The sequence below is a fragment of the Dolichospermum circinale AWQC310F genome (assembly GCF_000426925.1).
GTDB lineage: Bacteria > Cyanobacteriota > Cyanobacteriia > Cyanobacteriales > Nostocaceae > Dolichospermum > Dolichospermum circinale.
Genome location: NZ_KE384665.1, coordinates 57,042 through 74,408 on the forward strand (window position 1 = coordinate 57,042; position 17,367 = coordinate 74,408).

General features: G+C 36.8%; 15 protein-coding genes. 8 read left to right on the forward strand and 7 right to left on the reverse strand.

All coding sequences use genetic code 11. The annotated features are described in order from the left end of the window. The 5 genes from lhgO to ACIR310F_RS0102960 form a co-directional block, all read right to left on the reverse strand. Positions 1–1,120: L-2-hydroxyglutarate oxidase (gene lhgO, locus ACIR310F_RS21390; protein WP_231387369.1), on the reverse strand; the 1,120-nt coding region annotated here is incomplete at its 3' end. A gap of 44 nt (positions 1,121–1,164) precedes the next feature. Further along, positions 1,165–1,938, reverse strand: coding sequence for a glucose-1-phosphate cytidylyltransferase (gene rfbF / locus ACIR310F_RS0102945; RefSeq protein ID WP_028082529.1), 774 nt, complete (start codon positions 1,936–1,938; stop codon positions 1,165–1,167). 664 nt (positions 1,939–2,602) lie between these two features. Continuing rightward, positions 2,603–4,792 (reverse strand): tetratricopeptide repeat protein, encoded by a 2,190-nt coding sequence (locus ACIR310F_RS0102950; RefSeq protein WP_028082530.1) that lies wholly within the window; start codon positions 4,790–4,792, stop codon positions 2,603–2,605. Between the two features lie 27 nt (positions 4,793–4,819). Beyond that, positions 4,820–5,623 (reverse strand): PP2C family serine/threonine-protein phosphatase, encoded by an 804-nt coding sequence (locus tag ACIR310F_RS0102955; RefSeq protein WP_028082531.1) that lies wholly within the window; start codon positions 5,621–5,623, stop codon positions 4,820–4,822. A 52-nt stretch (positions 5,624–5,675) separates the two neighbouring features. Then, positions 5,676–6,350 (reverse strand): vWA domain-containing protein, encoded by a 675-nt coding sequence (locus tag ACIR310F_RS0102960; protein ID WP_028082532.1) that lies wholly within the window; start codon positions 6,348–6,350, stop codon positions 5,676–5,678. Positions 6,351–7,148: 798 nt separating this feature from the next. On the opposite strand from ACIR310F_RS0102960, the gene ACIR310F_RS0102965 reads away from it, so the two are divergent. Continuing rightward, positions 7,149–8,498: a response regulator gene (locus ACIR310F_RS0102965; protein WP_028082533.1), complete on the forward strand. Its 1,350-nt coding sequence runs from the start codon at positions 7,149–7,151 to the stop codon at positions 8,496–8,498. A 483-nt stretch (positions 8,499–8,981) separates the two neighbouring features. Here the strand turns inward: ACIR310F_RS0102965 and ACIR310F_RS0102970 are convergent, their stop codons facing one another. Both ACIR310F_RS0102970 and ACIR310F_RS0102975 read right to left on the reverse strand, forming a co-directional pair. Continuing rightward, positions 8,982–9,233 carry a hypothetical protein gene (locus ACIR310F_RS0102970; RefSeq protein WP_028082534.1) on the reverse strand — a complete coding sequence of 84 codons (252 nt, stop codon included), beginning with the start codon at positions 9,231–9,233 and terminating at the stop codon, positions 8,982–8,984. A gap of 373 nt (positions 9,234–9,606) precedes the next feature. Next, positions 9,607–10,959: a mechanosensitive ion channel family protein gene (locus tag ACIR310F_RS0102975; RefSeq protein ID WP_051289459.1), complete on the reverse strand. Its 1,353-nt coding sequence runs from the start codon at positions 10,957–10,959 to the stop codon at positions 9,607–9,609. A 335-nt stretch (positions 10,960–11,294) separates the two neighbouring features. On the opposite strand from ACIR310F_RS0102975, the gene ahcY reads away from it, so the two are divergent. From ahcY to ACIR310F_RS0103005, 7 genes are all read left to right on the forward strand, one after another. Continuing rightward, positions 11,295–12,569, forward strand: a complete 1,275-nt coding sequence (ahcY, locus tag ACIR310F_RS0102980) for an adenosylhomocysteinase (RefSeq protein WP_028082536.1) — start codon at positions 11,295–11,297, stop codon at positions 12,567–12,569. A gap of 158 nt (positions 12,570–12,727) precedes the next feature. Then, complete coding sequence (locus ACIR310F_RS0102985; protein ID WP_028082537.1) at positions 12,728–15,349, forward strand: dynamin family protein; 2,622 nt, start codon at positions 12,728–12,730, stop codon at positions 15,347–15,349. Positions 15,350–15,585: 236 nt separating this feature from the next. Continuing rightward, positions 15,586–15,681: a type II toxin-antitoxin system HicA family toxin gene (locus ACIR310F_RS26590; RefSeq protein ID WP_231387370.1), complete on the forward strand. Its 96-nt coding sequence runs from the start codon at positions 15,586–15,588 to the stop codon at positions 15,679–15,681. Between the two features lie 89 nt (positions 15,682–15,770). After that, positions 15,771–15,992, forward strand: a complete 222-nt coding sequence (locus ACIR310F_RS0102990; protein ID WP_028082538.1) for a type II toxin-antitoxin system HicB family antitoxin — start codon at positions 15,771–15,773, stop codon at positions 15,990–15,992. Between the two features lie 199 nt (positions 15,993–16,191). Further along, the gene (locus ACIR310F_RS0102995) at positions 16,192–16,428 is read left to right on the forward strand and encodes a hypothetical protein (protein ID WP_028082539.1); all 237 of its coding nucleotides are present in this window, start codon (positions 16,192–16,194) and stop codon (positions 16,426–16,428) included. Then, positions 16,428–16,832, forward strand: coding sequence for a type II toxin-antitoxin system tRNA(fMet)-specific endonuclease VapC (gene vapC, locus ACIR310F_RS0103000; protein WP_028082540.1), 405 nt, complete (start codon positions 16,428–16,430; stop codon positions 16,830–16,832). Before ACIR310F_RS0102995 ends, vapC begins: the two co-directional genes overlap by 1 nt. Before the next feature lie 25 nt (positions 16,833–16,857). Further along, complete coding sequence (locus ACIR310F_RS0103005; protein ID WP_028082541.1) at positions 16,858–17,274, forward strand: XisH family protein; 417 nt, start codon at positions 16,858–16,860, stop codon at positions 17,272–17,274. The last annotated feature ends 93 nt before the right edge of the window (positions 17,275–17,367 follow it).

Consider the following 17,367-nt stretch of genomic DNA (forward strand, 5'->3'; position numbering starts at 1 on the left):
GTGCATTACAAACATGAATGGAATTGTCACCATTAATGATTAAAAAATCATCAACTAATGCACCGTTATTCATTAATGCTTGAGCGCGAACTCCCGCATGGGTGGGAATTATATCTGCTGCTTGCACTTCGGGAATTAGTTTTTGTAAACTTTTGACAAAGGCTGCTTTACTAAAGGAACGAATTATTTCTTGAATCCCTTCAGGAGCGTGTTTTGCTGCTAGTTTCCAAAAGCCAGGATAGGTGATAATTTCCGCAAAATCTCGAAGGTCAAAATCGCTTTTTTTGTAACCTTCACGTTTCAGACTTAAAACTGCATTTGGTCCTGCATGAACACTGTTATCAATCATGCGGGTGAAATGCACGCCAAGAAAGGGGAAATCAGGGTTAGGAACTGGATAAATGAGAGTTTTCACCAAATAGCGTTTTTCGGGGGTTAGTTCGTAATATTCACCGCGAAAGGGAACGATCTTAGCTTCAGGATTAGCCTTACCTAATTTTGCTATGCGATCGCTATGCAATCCGGCACAATTGATCACAAATCGAGTTTCAAAACTGCCATTGTTAGTTTCTAATATCTGGTTTTTTCCCCTGCGGACAATTTTTAAAACTTGGGTATTAAGGCGTAAATCTCCTCCTTGATTACGAATTAATTCCGCATATTTTAAACAAACTTGTTTGTAGTTGACAATTCCTGTACTAAATACCTGAATTCCACCAACACAGCTAACATGAGGTTCAATTTCTTTAACTTCTTCTGGGCTAATTCTTTTAACGGGAATACCGTTTTCTAAACCGCGTTTGTAGAGATTTTCTAACTGGGGTAATTCTTCTTCATTACTAGCCACAATCACTTTGCCACAAACTTCATGATCAATATCATATTTTTGGCAAAATTCTACCATAGAACGGCTACCATCACGGGAGAATTTAGCTTTAAAGCTTCCCGGTTTATAATAAATTCCCGAATGAATTACACCGCTATTATTACCAGTTTGATGAAATGCCCATTGACTCTCTTTTTCTACTACTAATATTTTCCCATGGGGATAACGCTCTCCTAAAGCCATTGCGGTGGAAAGTCCAACTATTCCCCCACCAATAATCGCAAAATCATACATTAGTAATCTTTCCCTAATCCAATATCTAAAATCTCAAATTACTATTACCAAACTTGCCAAGGAGCTTTACCACTTTTCCAGAGATCCTCTAGATAGTTTTTATCTCTTAATGTGTCCATTGGTTGCCAAAAACCATCATGTTTATAAGCAGATAATTGTTCTAAATCAGCTAACTTCTCTAATGGTTCTTTCTCCCACACAGTTGAGGTATCAGCAATAAAATCAATTACTTGGGGTTCTAGAACAAAATAACCACCATTAATCCAAGCACCATCACCTTCAGGTTTCTCTTTAAAACTAGTTATTTTAGTTTGTTCTTGTCCTAGAGAAATTGCTCCAAATCTTCCCGCTGGTTGCACCGCGCTGAGTGTTGCTAATGTTTTTTGTTCTTGATGAAATTTAATTAATTCTGTAATATTGATATTACTAACACCATCACCATAGGTAAAACAAAAGGTTTCATTACCAATATGTTCACGAACTTGTTTTAAACGTCCACCTGTCATTGTATGATCACCTGTATTTACTAAGGTGACGCGCCAGGGTTCAGCATATCCACCAATGACATTCATTTGATTAAATCGCATATCAAATGTCACGTCTGACATATGTAAGAAATAGTTGGCAAAATATTCTTTAATAATATACCCTTTATAGCCACAACAAATGATGAAATCGTTAATACCGTGAGCAGAATAAATCTTCATAATGTGCCAGAGAATTGGCTTACCACCAACTTCAACCATGGGCTTAGGTCTGATACTGGTTTCTTCACTTAACCTTGTACCCAAGCCTCCCGCTAAAATCACTGCTTTCATATAATTGCCTCAAAGATTTGCTGGTGTTTTCTAATTTCACAAATTTGAGATGAAGAGAACGCACAATGATATGAAGAAAGTTGAGTCATTATTTCTTCTTTTCTCTTTTTAGGTAGATAAATATAATTTAACTGTAATTTTCTAGAAAATAATAAAGAATAAGTAAATTAACATATTTTATCTGTAAAATATTTATAAATAAATGACTGACATGGGACTCCTATTTGATTTTTGAATACATGACCGACTGGCTTAAAAAATAGGGCGTTGCTGAATTGGGGTATGAAATTGAAAAATCAAAAAAATGAAACTCTTACCCTCCAAAGACTCTGCGCCTCTGCGTGAAATAAAATCATACTCTTAATAGTCCACACCAGCTATCAACAAATCTCATATACATAATTCTGCGAGCTTGTATGGGTAATGCCCAGATTCGCCAACAATATCCCCGACTTCTCTAGGAAGTCGGGGATGTGAAAATCTCGACGGTCAAAAATCAGATAGGAGTCCGGCGTTGCTGATTTGAGGTATGAAAATGATTTTTGATGATTTCAAAACCCTTGTAGAGACGTTTCCTTGTAGAGACGTTCCATGGAACGTCTCTAGATTCTTTGATGGGTAGGGATTCTCGGCTCTACATTCTTTTCTGGAGATGTCCTATATATCAATTATTTTGCCCCACTAGGGTTGATTTAGGTAATAAACTATCACACTTATGGGTGGCAACAATACAAATGTTGCTGAGGGCTTGCTGATAATTATCCATATCATTTCTCTCTAGGGAGACTTTTGCAGCTTTTTGTAAATCTGCAACGGCTTGAATCTGATTTTTATCAGATCCATTTTCCCCATATTGTGCTAATTCATAGTAAGCCATACCACGTTTGAGATAAACTTTAGCCAGTCGGGGATTGATTTTTAATGCTTCGGTAAAATCCGCGATCGCTCGTTTATATTCTGTTACATAATTACTGCTATATTGAGCAATTTGATAACGAACTAGACCCCGTTGAAAATAAGCTTCTACCTTGGATGAATTGAGTTTAATTGCTTGGGTAAAATCGGCAATTGATTTTTGATATTCCTGAAGAGAATTATTGATGTATTTGGTAATTTCAAATCTGACAATCCCCCTTCTGATATAAGCTTCAACATCATTTTTATCTATGTTAATAGCAGTAGTAAAATCGGCGATCGCTTGTTTATATTCTTGCTGGGGATCGCTACTATAGTCCGCCAACATATAATAAACATTCCCACGATTTACATAAGCTTTAACCTCTTGATCATTTAGCCTCAAAGCTTGGTTATAGTTTGCCAATGCACCCTCATAATCATTCAAATTATAGCGGGCATTACCCAAATTTACATATCCTTTGACATATTGGGGATTCTTTTTGATAGCTTCCGTAAAATTGGCAATTGCTTGTTTATAATTTTGTTGTTGATAAGCAATATCACCAAGTTGATAGTAATCCATAAAAGAGAGGTTTTTCGGTTCAGGAGTTTGATGATCTTTTTCAGAGATCAAACTTTGTTGCACATAAGGATTTTGGGAAACAAAAGGACGAGTAAATTTAATCATTAAGTCCAAATAGCCCAAAATACCCAATCCCATAACACTAAAAATTATACCGTAAAACTTCGAGTTTAACTTTTTAGAAACCACAGGATGAGAAAACTGCTGACCAAATCCCGACTGGTAACTATGGACTCGATAATGTGATTTAACAGGCCAGGTAATTCGTGGTGTAGGAATATAGCGCCGTTGAGATTTTCGCCGGGGTTGCAAATGCTGTTTAGAATGAATGGCCGCTAGTGACGGGAACGGATCTCTTCCACCTAATTGCTTAGTCCGTTCACACCAAGGACATTTATGTAAATGATGATGATAGAGATGCTGGGGATTAGCAGCACAACTCACTAAACCCTCTTCGGCCGCCGTTAATGCTGACAACCAGGTTTGAGCATTAGGACGTAATAGTGGATGATCATGACCGTCTTCAAAACAGCGCACAAATAAATCCCGTAGACTGGGATGAAGCATATCCCAATGGGGTGAAATAGGAGTTGGCAGATAAGGTACTTGCTTCTTCTGACTATAGGTAAAATGACCCTGAAGTATCCGCCCTTGGTAGGGAGGAGGTTCTATCCCACCTTTAAATATCCCCGAAAATGGGTGAGTTCCTTCCATTAACAACTGGAATATCAATACACCCAAACCAAACAAATCATGATAACTTTCCCGGTCATAGTCAGCAAAAGTTTTATTCTGTAATTCTGGGGGGGTGTATTCTGGTTTCCCCACAGCACAACGATAGACAAGATTCTGTACTGGTTCTCGAACTTGGAAGGAGTCAGTGTCTACCAATGTCACCAAAGCTGTATCACTAACTAGGATATTCGACTCATTCACATCACCAATGCAGTATCGGCTGGCGTGCAAAGCCGCAAAAGCGGCCGCTAGATTGCGAGCGGTTCGCATTAAATACTGATAATTGAATAATGGGCAGTGTTGTCGGCGAGTCCCCGGATTATAAAAATCCATAATTGGCCGCATTCCCCTAATTCGTGGCATGATAAAGCCTACCACCCTACCGCTACCATCTGCCGCTTCTAACAATTCCCGTGGCCAAGCAATGGAAATATGTCCTAAATTTGCTGTAGGATTAACTGGGGGATTAACAAGCATGGTCTGGAGTTTTTCGCCATGGCAGATAGTTGGTTTATGATAGATTTTAGCTACCAAATGCTCATCCGATGGGACTGCATATATACAAGCTTCACCTCCATGTCCCACACTGACAGAGAGGTTGAGAATTTCTGGGTTGGTGAGACGACGTAGTACCTGCATGGAAAAATTACAATTATCTGGGGTTAATTAACAACTGCTAAATGCAGCCAGAACTAAAGTCAAATCATCATCAGTCCGCTGGGTAATCCTCTGGGAACTTAAAAACCGATATAATTGCTCTTTTGCTAATATTTTATCTTCAGCATTGGCTACAAACTCGAACAAAGGCATAAAGAAGGGTTTATAGGGGACCGCAGTGACGCTACCACCATCACCAAGGACCATATTCAATGCCAGCATTTGTAGTCCGTCGGTGAGAACACCAACATTAAGGATTTTTTCTCGCCATAATTTGATTTGTGCTGTCTCTAAGCCCTGGGGAGATGTCAAGAAGGTTGTTTCATTAATGTACTCACCATTGTTGGGTATGGTTAATGCTATCAGATCCCCCATGCTATTCTTAGCTACAGCTAAACCATCTCCTATTTGGGCTACAGCTACAATCTCTGGTGTAGCAATCATCAGAATTAAGGTAGTTGCTAAATCATCAGGTTGATGATTACACGCCTCGGCCTCTGCTTCTATGGCTTGGCGGGCTGCTAACATGGCACTAGTTAGCAAATTCGGCAAAAAATCATCATTAGTCAGGGTATCACTGGTCATCTCTTGGAGAGAAAGATGTTCTATTGCTGTTTCTACAGCAATCATTGATCCTACTTTTCCTAGTTTAGCAGAACCCGCGCCATCAGCCGCAGCTATTATCAATACATTGTTTGCTAATAGCTGCCAATGGTGGGCATCTTGACAAAGTTGCTGGTTTTTGGCGTGGCTAGTTCCACACACAGAGGCGGCTACTATCCGCCATTGAGAAATCTGTTTTGATGTCTTCATATAATTTGTCTCCCACAGCTAGTTCAGTTTGAACATCTAGCTGTAATTTTAATTAAACAGATCCCCAACCAATGGGTGGTAATGCTACCTGTTCATCTACTTGAGAATGAGATACTGCTGACATACTCGTAGACAGCCAAACAAACATCTCAATAAAGTTTAATCCTTTTAGCTTCAGTGGAGTCCGCACAGCGATTTGACTTAATCTGCTCATATTCGCATTTTCTACACCCACTGTAAAGAAGGCCACACGCTTATTGGACTCATCCCCTTGCAGTCTTTGGGCTGCTTGTTCAACCACATGATCTAGTTCCCCTTGGGGTTCTCCATCAGTAATCATCAATACCCAAGGACGGTAGTAAGCAATACCGTTATTTCGATACTGGTATTTGCGCTCTTGAATAATATCTAATGCTTTATGAATTGCTGAACCCATGATTGTTAACCCCTGGGCTGTTAAAATGGGAGGGTTAAATTGCTCGGCAGTTACAAAGTCCTGGACGATATTAACACTACTATCAAAGGTAATAATTGCTATCTCTACTCTTCTAGCTGCTAGGGAATTTTTCACCAGTTCATCTTTTAAACTCAGCAAACCTTGATTTAATGCTTCGATTCGTTCCCCTTGCATTGAGCCAGATGTATCTAGCAATAGCACGCATGGACAACGTGGTTCGGGATTTTCCGCAAATTCTACAACTTCATCAAGGTTAAATGTATCAATCATAACTTTTTGTGTTATGTTATAATCCAAGGCTTTATTTTCCTTTTACTCAAAGTATATAGTTTCTGGAGCTAGTATGGTTAAAATTATGGTATTTTCAGGGATATATTTGAGTTTTTCAGCCCAGACATTGATTTAGGCAATTTTTATCCCCTAACTCTCCAAATCTCACCACTACTTACTGGTAATTTATGGGGATATTTAGTGTTATCTTTTATCGAGTACCATAATTAATCTTGCCTAAAGTTAAAATCAGGGAATTTATTTGTTTGTGTAGCTCCATAATTCTATTCTAAGGGGAAAATATAGCGCGACCTCACATAGAATTGGCATCAGGAGTAAAATTGACTGAAGAACTGGTTTTTTACCTAAATTCTCTAGTCTGTTTCCTGGGAATCTGCTGTAATAATCAATATATACATTTACATCCATAAATTTTTAAAGATTCTATGGGGAATTTTGTCTCTGTTAACAAAAGTAAATTCATCATTTTTAATCCGGGTATAGGAGGAATCTAATATGAAGTTTGATCAGGTCTAATTATCAAGGAAATCTCAGCATGATCACTATTATTAGTATGTGATTTATCAAGATAAAATCTGATAACTTTTAAAAAACTGTCATGAAAAACTCCGAAAACTAATAGCTCTCAACTGACTCATCTTGAGCAGATGTTGATCATTGATATTCATGATTTAATAACTCTGATAATGACTAGTTTTCAATGTGATATCATATTCCCATCTGATATTTAATCTTTTCCAATAGTGTGTTGATGTATCCGCAAAAAAATGTGAACATATGAAGAATACTGGCACTTTTACCAAACTATCTCCCCAGGGTTTATTGAGACAATTAACTAATTGTTACGAAAGCACCTGTTTACAAGCATTTAGTAACTCTGTATCTTGGTTGATATATCTCAATAAAGGGAAAATTATCTATGCCACTCATTCGGTAGAACCTTTTGACAGACTAGAAAGACATATACGTCGTCAACATCAACAAATTCCCCTGCTAGATTATGAAGTTCGTGTACAAATGCGCTTGTTGTTTGAAAATCAAAATTACCAGAATTTACCAAAGCAACCTCCTGAATATGAAGCTATTAATTGGCTCGTAACTCAACAATATCTTCTTCCTACTCAAGCAGCATTACTCATTCAAGAATTAGTTAAAGAAGTCATTGCATCATTTCTCCTCATTGAAACAGGCACTTATGAATTAACAGAAACATTTAATAATCTCAACAAAATTTGTAAATTAGATGTCTATTCTATCATGGAAGAATGTCAAAATCATCTGCAAAATTGGCGTAATCTTGGTAGATATATATCTTCTCCCTATCAGCGTCCGTATTTATTGGTTAGTAGCAAATTTTATGACAAAAGACTACCACCATTACCGGAAAATATCACCCATTGGATGAAGGGTTTTAGCTTGCGTCATCTGGCGATTATTATGAATCAGGATGAATTGCAATTAGCTTTGAGTTTATACCCATTTATTGTTAAAGGTTCTATCGTCTTACATGAACCAGATCCTCCATTTGATAAATTACCAAAAACCTGTGGACGTTCATTACTACTTTCTGACAATAGCACAGAATTAGCTGAGGGTAAATTATTTATTTCAAATGTAGCACCGATTACATATTCTTCTAGAGAAACTCCAATTATTTCTCAGGAAAATATAGCAGTTTCACAGATATCACCGGATATTTCTGAGTTACCTCAAGAGGACATTGTACCCGAAAAAGTGAATACAAATTCGATAACTACACACAAAACTTACAAAATTATTTCTGTGGATGATAGTCCCACAATTCTCAAGGAAATCAGTCGCTATCTAGAAGATGAAAATTTTGTTTTGGTGACTATTAATGAACCAGTTAAAGCAGTTATGTCAATTATTAGACATAAGCCCGATCTGATTTTATTGGATTTGAATATGCCAGGAATTAATGGTTATGAACTATGTCGAATTATCCGCAATAATTCTATGTTTAAACATATTCCTATCATTTTTGTGACTAGTAATAAAGGAATTATTGATCAGGTCAAAGCTAGACTTGTCGGTGCTTCTGGATATTTAACTAAACCTTTTACTCGTGCTGAACTGCTAAAAATTATTTTTATGCACTTGCCATAATTCGGAAGTTTGAGTTTATATCCAGTAGAGATGTTCCTCAGTCTTTATTTCTAGATGTCTCATAGGTTTTTCAGAATCATTAACCGCAGATAAACGCAGATAAACGCAGATAAGAGTGGATGATTTCATAAACCTGCTATGACCCTAATTGCGAAAATATCTGGTTTTTCAGGTACACGCGGTTGCTGCTGAGGAAATATAAGTTTTTTAAATGACTGTTTTTTCAAAATTGCGTCAAGTTGATGTTTATTGAGAATAAATCACTTTATTCTCAATAATCTTGAGAATGTTGTCAATAAGTGAACGTCAATACGTTCTTTCAAGACTTATAATTACCCTTCAATTTTTGTGCTATTATTATGGATATGATCTGCTTGGGCTGTTTTTGATTTTTGAAATTAAGCAAACAATTATTTACTGTTGGGTAACATTATTTCTACCAAACCTACGATAAAGTTTGCTAAAGCGCATACTCTACACCTTCTAGGCTGCTTCCCTCTGTTGGGTGGGTACAGATATTTCGGGAAATGACACTGCTGATGGTGTTAATGCTTCTTCTAATACTTTCACCTCAATATTTACACTAACTAAATAACTGCCTGTATCCGCACCTACAGCCTGGGAAATAATTTGGGCTATATCTGGACTTTTTGCAGTTAAAGGATCACGGATAATACAACGATCCCATTCGTGCTTGGCGGTGGGGTTAAGACTGAGAATATAATACTTGATCATAGGTGTAGTCCTTAAAATCTCTCTTCTGTCAGTCCTTCCATCTGTGAAGACCATTTCTATAGTATAGTACAAATTTACTAATATAGCTAGATAAGATGTAAGTTCGACCAATATCAAGATTATTGACTAAGTAGGTTGGCGTGAAAAATTGTCGTTATGACAAGGGAACTCTTAACTCTTGACTGGGAAGAGGTTTTGGGCAACTTTACTTTTCGTTACTTATGTTGGTTTTTGTGCGTTCACCTACTTATTTAACCGCTCTGGTAAACCTCTCCCCATTGCGGAGAGAAGCTGACAGCGGTTTTCATTTATTTGCACCACACCCTGAATTAATTTACTTCTTTGCGTCTTGGCGCGAAACAAAAACTAGTGATTATATATCATTTACCCAATTTGCTTGTTGCGGTACGGGAATGTAAATTCCGGCTGCGTCTAAAGTGATTTTTAGCCGACGACGATATTCTCGCGCTACAGCCCATTGTTTGAGGGGTTGGGTTTTAATTAAGATCCTAATCATGATACCGCGATCGCTAAAATTATCTATTCCCAATACATTAGGTTTTTCGAGAATTTGATCTTGCCATTGGGGGTCTTGAGTCATGTCTAAACCCACATCTTCGATCAGTGTCAGAGCTTGATCTACATTGGCTTGGTAAGAAACCGGAATTGTTAAATCAGCCCGTGACCAGCGACTGGAAAGATTAGCGACAATTTTGACTTCGCTGTTGGGAATGGTGATTAAGCGTCCTTCGGAATCTCGAACTTGAGTCATTCGTAAATTCAATTTTTCGACTAAACCGCCTACAGTACCAACTGTAATCATATCACCAAGGGCGTATTGGTCTTCAAAAATAATCAAAAAGCCGTTAATTGCGTCTTTGATTAAGTTTTGAGAAGGAAGGGATAGGGCTACACCAAGTAAACCAGCGCTGGCTAAAAGTGGCACGATATTTATACCTAAAGATATCAGTGCTAATAAGCTACCTGCTCCTACCCAAATTATGGTAGTGATACTTTTAGTCACGCTGGAAAATGTAGATATTCTCAGTTGTAAGCGTGCGGATGTTTCTGGGGTTAATAAAGCACCACCACTAACTATTGTTGAGGTAAAGTGATCTATTAAGGCATAGGTGAACCGTATAGCTACGTAAGTTCCCACAGCCACAATAGTTAACTTAATAGGAATTTGAGCAATAGCGAGAATCCCAATTTGTAAGGGTTTGGTGTAGGGAAATAGTCCTAAAATGATCAAAGTACCGCCGCCCCAAAGCATTACTTGTGCAGTTTGAAACAGTCTTTTTTTGACTTCTTGAAGATGCTGCTGTTGTTTTTGATTTAATAGTGTAGCTATTGGTTGCGTCTCTGTGGAAGTAGGCGGAGTTGATTTATTTTCATTTTCGCTTAAACGTTTTTGCCAACGTCCCATACTCCAACTAACTGCTATTATTGCTAGTGTGCTGACAGCAGCAATTCCCCCTTGCTGCACTAAAAACCGAGTTTGTTGTTCTTGATTTGCTTCTTTTGGATTGTGTTGCAACCCATCATTAATTTTATTTACCAATATTAATGGGTTTGCTCGTTTAGTATATTCTTTTTCATCTACCCTATTACTGAGAATACTGGCAGTGGACACCAAAGGTAAAGGAGAAATCTGGGCTGTAGCTTTGTTGACAGAGCCAATGGTGATTGCCATTGTCCCGGCGATCGCTAAAAATCGAAGTATCATGAAAACACCTCCTTGTGTCAATGGAGAAATAGAAACTGGCTATAACCCATAATCCATAACCCATTACCAATCAGTTGCTACAATACCAGAGAATGATCGAAAAGCCAAAAGTCAGATAGGGCGTTAACATTGCTCATACCAGAGGTGAAGCTAGTTTCCCGGACTTTCTTCCTCGCTGGTTACTAATTACCAGAAAATATGGCTAGGAATAAGAAAACCTTGTACAGTACGTAAAGACCTCAAAATAAAAATAAAATTTTGAGGCTATACTAACATAGTCCCTCTGGGGGACTGTGTGGAATAATGACCGAATCATCTTTTAGAGGATAATTTTCATGACTGTAGCTGCTCCCTTAAAGCACGAGGTTAAAGACCTCGCTCTCGCTCCCTTGGGAAGACAACGTATTGAATGGGCTGGACGAGAAATGCCCGTATTGAAGCAAATCCGCGATCGCTTTGCTGTTGAAAAGCCCTTCGCTGGTTTACGCTTAGTTGCTTGCGCCCACGTTACTACAGAAACAGCACATTTAGCGATCGCTCTGAAAGCCGGTGGTGCTGATGCAGTTTTAATTGCAAGTAACCCCTTATCAACTCAAGATGACGTAGCTGCAAGCCTTGTAGCTGATCATGGTATTGCTGTATTTGCTCAAAAAGGCGAAGATAGCGCCACCTATAACCGCCACGTGCAAATCGCATTAGATCATCGCCCCAACATCATTGTTGATGACGGTAGCGACGTGGTAGCAGAATTAGTTCAACATCGTCAACACCAAATAGCTGATTTAATTGGTAGCACCGAAGAAACCACAACTGGTATCGTACGGTTACGCGCCATGTTTAAAGAAGGCGTTCTTACCTTCCCTGCGATGAACGTCAACGACGCAGACACCAAGCACTTCTTTGATAACCGCTATGGTACTGGTCAATCTACCTTAGACGGAATTATCCGCGCTACAAACATCTTATTAGCTGGTAAAACTGTTGTCGTTGTCGGTTATGGCTGGTGTGGTAAGGGAACAGCCCTCCGCGCCCGTGGCATGGGTGCAAACGTCATCGTTACCGAAATTGACCACATCAAGGCAATTGAAGCCGTTATGGACGGTTTCCGCGTGCTACCAATGGCAGAAGCAGCGCCTCACGGTGATATCTTCATTACTGTGACAGGTAACAAGCACGTCGTTCGCGGTGAACACTTCGATGTGATGAAAGACGGTGCGATCGTTTGTAATTCTGGTCACTTCGATTTAGAACTTGATTTGAAATATTTAGCTGCTAATGCTAAGGAAATCAAGGATGTCCGTCCTTTCACAGAAGAGTATAAATTGACAAATGGTAAATCCGTAGTTGTACTCGGACAAGGACGTTTGATTAATTTGGCTGCTGCTGAAGGACACCCCAGCGCGGTTATGGATATGAGTTTTGCTAACCAAGCTTTAGCTGTTGAATACCTGGTGAAGAATAAGGGTAGTTTAGCTGCTGGTTTGCACTCTATTCCTAGAGAAGTGGATGAAGAAATTGCTCGTTTGAAGTTGCAAGCTATGGGCATTTTCATTGATAGTTTGACAGCCGAGCAAATTGACTATATCAATTCTTGGACTTCTGGAACGTAAGTCATTTAGTTGATTTTTTGGGGATAGGCTTTTGGGCTTATCCCTTTTTTTTTGAGACAGTTTACAAACTGTCCTTCCTAAGTATTACAGAGTCCATATCTATAATAGTGTATATATACCTTACCTCCCATTCTTTAATTTTATTTAGGAATCTACCCATGAGTATTGCATCACAAATTGAAGCGGTTATTGCTCAACGTCAAAACCAGGCTAAAAATGTTGAAATTGCTTTAAAAAATTGGGAAAACCTTAAACAAACGCTAAAAAACCTTGAAAATAAACGACTAAAAAACCTTGATAACGACACTGAGCGTAAATCTAACCTTTCTACACGCTTAAACAATATTAATTTTTCACAGCTTATAGAGAAAGTTAATCAAGAATTAAATAAACTGGAAAATCTGAAAAACCGCTTATCTCGTCAAACACTCAATATTGGAGTAGTTGGAAGAATGCGTCAAGGAAAAAGCACCTTACTGAAGAGTATAACTGGATTAAGTGATGATGAAATTCCAACCAGTTCGGGTGGTGTTTGTACAAAGGTTTTAAGTAAAATTTTTCATGAACCACAGATGATTGGAAACGATGTCGAGTTCCATTCCTGGCCTTCATTTAAAGAAATTCTCCATCTTTATTTTGATAAACTGGGATTACAAGGTGTCAAGCCAAATGAGAAGGATGATGTAAAGTTAGAATCTTTTCCCCGTTTACCAGAAGATAAAGCAAAAGATGAAAATGCGAGACATCTTTATGGCCGTCTTAGAAAAGAATACTATAGTAAATTTGAAACCTATCAAACGTTGCTTGATGGTCGAACTAAGGCTATTTCCAAAGCAGAGATTAAACAATACACTACTCAGGACGATGAAAACAATAGCGAATATTTAGCTGTTAAAGAAATGAGGATACGTTGTCAGTTCCCTTACGACGAAGTAGGAAAAATTGGAGTGATAGATTTACCTGGTTTAGGTGATAATCCCATTTCAGATGTGGAATTATTAATAAAAACTCTCAGGGAAGATATTGACTTTATTATTTTTGTTCGCAGACCCGATCCCATGGGTTGCGATTGGGAATATGCTGACAGAGAAATGTATACAATAGCTCGTGCAGCTTTAGGAGAATTTCCTATCAAAGAATGTTCTCTAATGGTTTTCAATAAAATTAAGGAACAAGAACAGCTAAGTTTAAAAGCTTGCCAGCGTCTTGAAGAAAAGATTGAAGCACAGGAAATTAAAGTGTGTCGTACAGTAATTGCAGACTGTACTGATTCTGATGCTGTTAAAAGCGATATTCTCATTCCAGCCTTACAGGATTTAACTAAAAACATCAATTCTGTATATCAGGAATATTTCAAGTTGCAAAATGACCGATTAAAAAAACTGAGGAGTGAAATTAGTCAAGAGCTACAAAAAGCTGACAAAGTATTAGAAGGATATAGTGAAGAAGATAATGAGGGATTTAATGCTTGGTTTCTAACAAAGCTTTGGAAACAACTTAGTAAGGAAATTTACGCCAAGCTTGAAGAACTTGATAAAAAACAGAATGATCTTGATCCAATATTTAAAGCAGCAATGGAAAAAGTTATTGATTATTGTAACCAAGAGAATGAAATTCTTACTACGTCTGATATTCAAGGTTATCGTTATCAAAACCAAAATTCCTGGAAAATCGCTTATTATTTCTCCATTAATGAAGTTAAGGACAGACTTACAAATCAGTTTAAAACTTTAGCAACAACCTTGGAAGAGTCGGAAAAGCAGTTACAATTATCAGTAGTAAAGATATTGTCTAAATACGGTAACTTGGAGAGATTGACACAGAATCAAGAAGTTGATTTTTTTAAGGACATAGAAAAAGCACTTCCATCTGCGAATCGTAGCACTACTGAGAAATTAGTTAAGGCTTTTCAAGAAATGCAAAACTCTACTACAACATATAAAGACATTATCATTGGCTGGATTGAGGAGCATCTAGATGAACTTAATCCAGATCAACACCTTGATCCCATTTCTAAAAGTCAATTAGAAAATGAAACCAATGAAATAGACGTATCATCTGATCAAATCAAAAAAACTGTTTCAGAAATACTTGCAAAAGATAATATCATCAGTTTGATTAAGGATTATCTTGATACTGAAACTCACACTCAACTATTAGGTAATGAAAGAGACATATCATCTGACCAACTTGATCAGCTTACAAAAATTATCACTAAAGTCATTGAAGATGATAATTTTTCTTTTGAAGAAGAAACAAGCAATTCTAACCCTATAGGTGAAAGATTTTCGGAAATTGGGCTAATTATACTAAAGGCATTTGGTATACATGTATCAGATGAATTAATTCGCACCATTTCACGTCTTATCATTAACCAAATAAACTCGTTTCTTGGAAGACAAAGTAAAACAATAGTTCCATCAAATAGTTCTAAAATCAAGACTAATTCTACCACTTCGTATTCACCAGATTTATTTTTGAAAGAAATTGATGACTTGCGTAAAAAAGTAGTTAGAGAATGCCATGAAACTTTAAAACTTAAGCTAAATCACCCTAATTATATGGCACACTCTAAATACAGCAAATTTGTCACTTTAGCATTTAATAATCAAGATGCTAAAATAGGATGGCAGGATTTTTACAGTAAGCATGAAGATATACTTTACCCCTTAGCCGATCAGAAAGGAAAAAATGAAAAAGTTCAACAAGATTGGGAAAAGTTAGTACAATCTGCTATCATTCTAAATGAAGAAGATTCGTTGTTTTTGCAAAATAGTTGATGTCTTTTATTTTTAGTGGTAGGTTGGGTTGACACAAGGAAACCCAACATCTTTATAATTTTATTACGTTGGGTTGCGCTTTGCTTAACCAACCTACGAATTATTACTAGGTAAAGAATAATGAAAGTAGGATAAAATTTGATGTAAAACAATGATAAAATAAAGTAACATCAAAAAAGCGTAAATTACTGGAGAAAGTTCTTTCAGTATCTAAAAATCTTCAATTTGATGATTTAGTGACATTAGTTGAAGCCTTTGGTTTTTCCCTATCACATATCAACGGTAGTCATCACATTTTTACACATACAACTATCCCCGAACTTATTAACTGACAAAATCGCAATGGTAAAGCTATTCCTTATCAAATTCGGCAATTTTTAATATTAATTGAAAAATATTCCTTAACTATGGAAAATGAATAATGAAACACTATCACATTAATATTTTCTACAGTCAAGAAGATGAAGGCTATATTGCTGATATTCCTGATTTAAAATATTGTTCAGGATTAGGTTTAACTGAAGAAGAAGCACTACAAGAAGTTCTCAAAGCTAAAACTGCTTGGTTAGAAGCTGCGGAAATAGAAGGTAAACCCATTCCCGAACCAAGATATAAACCTGTAATTTATCAAATAGCTTCATAGTTATGTAGTTATGTAGCTTAGGTTGAGAAAACCCAACATCATTATAATTTAATTGCGTTGGGTTGCGCTTCGCTTAACCCAACCTACAAATTATTACTAGGTAAAGAATAATGAGAGTAGGATATAAATTAATGTAAAACAATGATAAAATAAAGTAATGTCGAAAAATCGCAAATTACTAAAGAAAGGAAAATTAAAAATGGAAAGTTTAAGACTGCGATCGCGCATTGGTAAAGATGGACTATTAAAAATTCATTTACCACAGGCTAAAGAAGGAACTGAATTTGATATTATTGTTATTTATGAAATAGCTGTACCAAAAGAAGAAACAGCAACAGAACAAACTATGAAATTGAGTGATTTTTATGGTTGTATCCAAGATGAAACATTTATTAGACATCCACAATTAGAACAACCTGAAAGAGAAGCATTCTGATGATTTACTTATTAGATACCAATACCTGTATTATTTATCTTAAAGGTAAAAATATTCATCTAAAAGAGAAATTAGATAGTATCTCAATTTCAGAAATTGCAGTTTGTTCCATTGTCAAAAGTGAATTATTCTATGGTGCTATGCGGAGTGCTAAACCGGAGAGTAATTTAAAATTACAACAAGGATTTCTTGATAAATTCGTCTCTTTACCCTTTAATGATGAAGCAGCTATAATTTTCGGTAATATTCGTGCTGAACTTACTAGCAAAGGAACACCCATTGGTGGTTATGATTTACAAATTGCTGCTATTGCTTTAGCTAATAATTTGATATTAGTTACACACAATACTAGGGAGTTTTCCCGCATTCCTCAATTACAATTACAAGACTGGGAAGTAACATAATTAAACATCATCACTTTAATTTTATATGTCCGCGAAAGATTTTTTTCACAATGCAGTTAGGTTAGCTTTAGAAAAAGATGGTTGGTTAATTACTGATGATCCTTTAAGATTTATAGTAGATGCTATAGAATTTTGTCTTGATTTAGGAGCGGAAAGACTTATAGCAGCAGAAAAAGAAGGAGAAAAAATAGCAGCTGAAATAAAATCTTTTTTGGGAAAATCAGCGATTAGTGAATTTCATATAGCTTTAGGACAAACACTTAATTACCGTTCTGTTTTAAGAAAAAAAGAACCCGACCGCATTTTATATTTAGCTATCGGTAAGGAAATATATAAAGAGTTTTTTCTCATCCCGTTTATTCAAGAAATCATTGCTGAACATCAATTAAAATTACTGATATTTGAAGCTATTAAACAGGAGATTGTTTTATGGAAGGAATGAATTATCCTGAATTGGTAAAAACTATATTAGCAAGACATACAGAAAATCATGCTTCCAAAGGAACAGAAAAGGAGTTAATTTTTGATTGTGAAA

What these genes read in the sequence shown, in the direction of transcription:
- ACIR310F_RS0102975 (WP_051289459.1), bottom strand. Translation starts at nt 10,959, where the DNA reads ATGATACTTCGATTTTTAGCGATCGCCGGGACAATGGCAATCACCATT.
- ACIR310F_RS0103005 (WP_028082541.1), top strand. Translation starts at nt 16,858, where the DNA reads ATGTCCGCGAAAGATTTTTTTCACAATGCAGTTAGGTTAGCTTTAGAA.
- ACIR310F_RS0102955 (WP_028082531.1), bottom strand. Translation starts at nt 5,623, where the DNA reads ATGAAGACATCAAAACAGATTTCTCAATGGCGGATAGTAGCCGCCTCT.
- ACIR310F_RS0102995 (WP_028082539.1), top strand. Translation starts at nt 16,192, where the DNA reads ATGGAAAGTTTAAGACTGCGATCGCGCATTGGTAAAGATGGACTATTA.
- vapC (WP_028082540.1), top strand. Translation starts at nt 16,428, where the DNA reads ATGATTTACTTATTAGATACCAATACCTGTATTATTTATCTTAAAGGT.
- ACIR310F_RS0102985 (WP_028082537.1), top strand. Translation starts at nt 12,728, where the DNA reads ATGAGTATTGCATCACAAATTGAAGCGGTTATTGCTCAACGTCAAAAC.
- ACIR310F_RS0102950 (WP_028082530.1), bottom strand. Translation starts at nt 4,792, where the DNA reads ATGCAGGTACTACGTCGTCTCACCAACCCAGAAATTCTCAACCTCTCT.
- rfbF (WP_028082529.1), bottom strand. Translation starts at nt 1,938, where the DNA reads ATGAAAGCAGTGATTTTAGCGGGAGGCTTGGGTACAAGGTTAAGTGAA.
- ACIR310F_RS0102990 (WP_028082538.1), top strand. Translation starts at nt 15,771, where the DNA reads ATGAAACACTATCACATTAATATTTTCTACAGTCAAGAAGATGAAGGC.
- ahcY (WP_028082536.1), top strand. Translation starts at nt 11,295, where the DNA reads ATGACTGTAGCTGCTCCCTTAAAGCACGAGGTTAAAGACCTCGCTCTC.
- ACIR310F_RS0102970 (WP_028082534.1), bottom strand. Translation starts at nt 9,233, where the DNA reads ATGATCAAGTATTATATTCTCAGTCTTAACCCCACCGCCAAGCACGAA.
- ACIR310F_RS0102965 (WP_028082533.1), top strand. Translation starts at nt 7,149, where the DNA reads ATGAAGAATACTGGCACTTTTACCAAACTATCTCCCCAGGGTTTATTG.
- ACIR310F_RS0102960 (WP_028082532.1), bottom strand. Translation starts at nt 6,350, where the DNA reads ATGATTGATACATTTAACCTTGATGAAGTTGTAGAATTTGCGGAAAAT.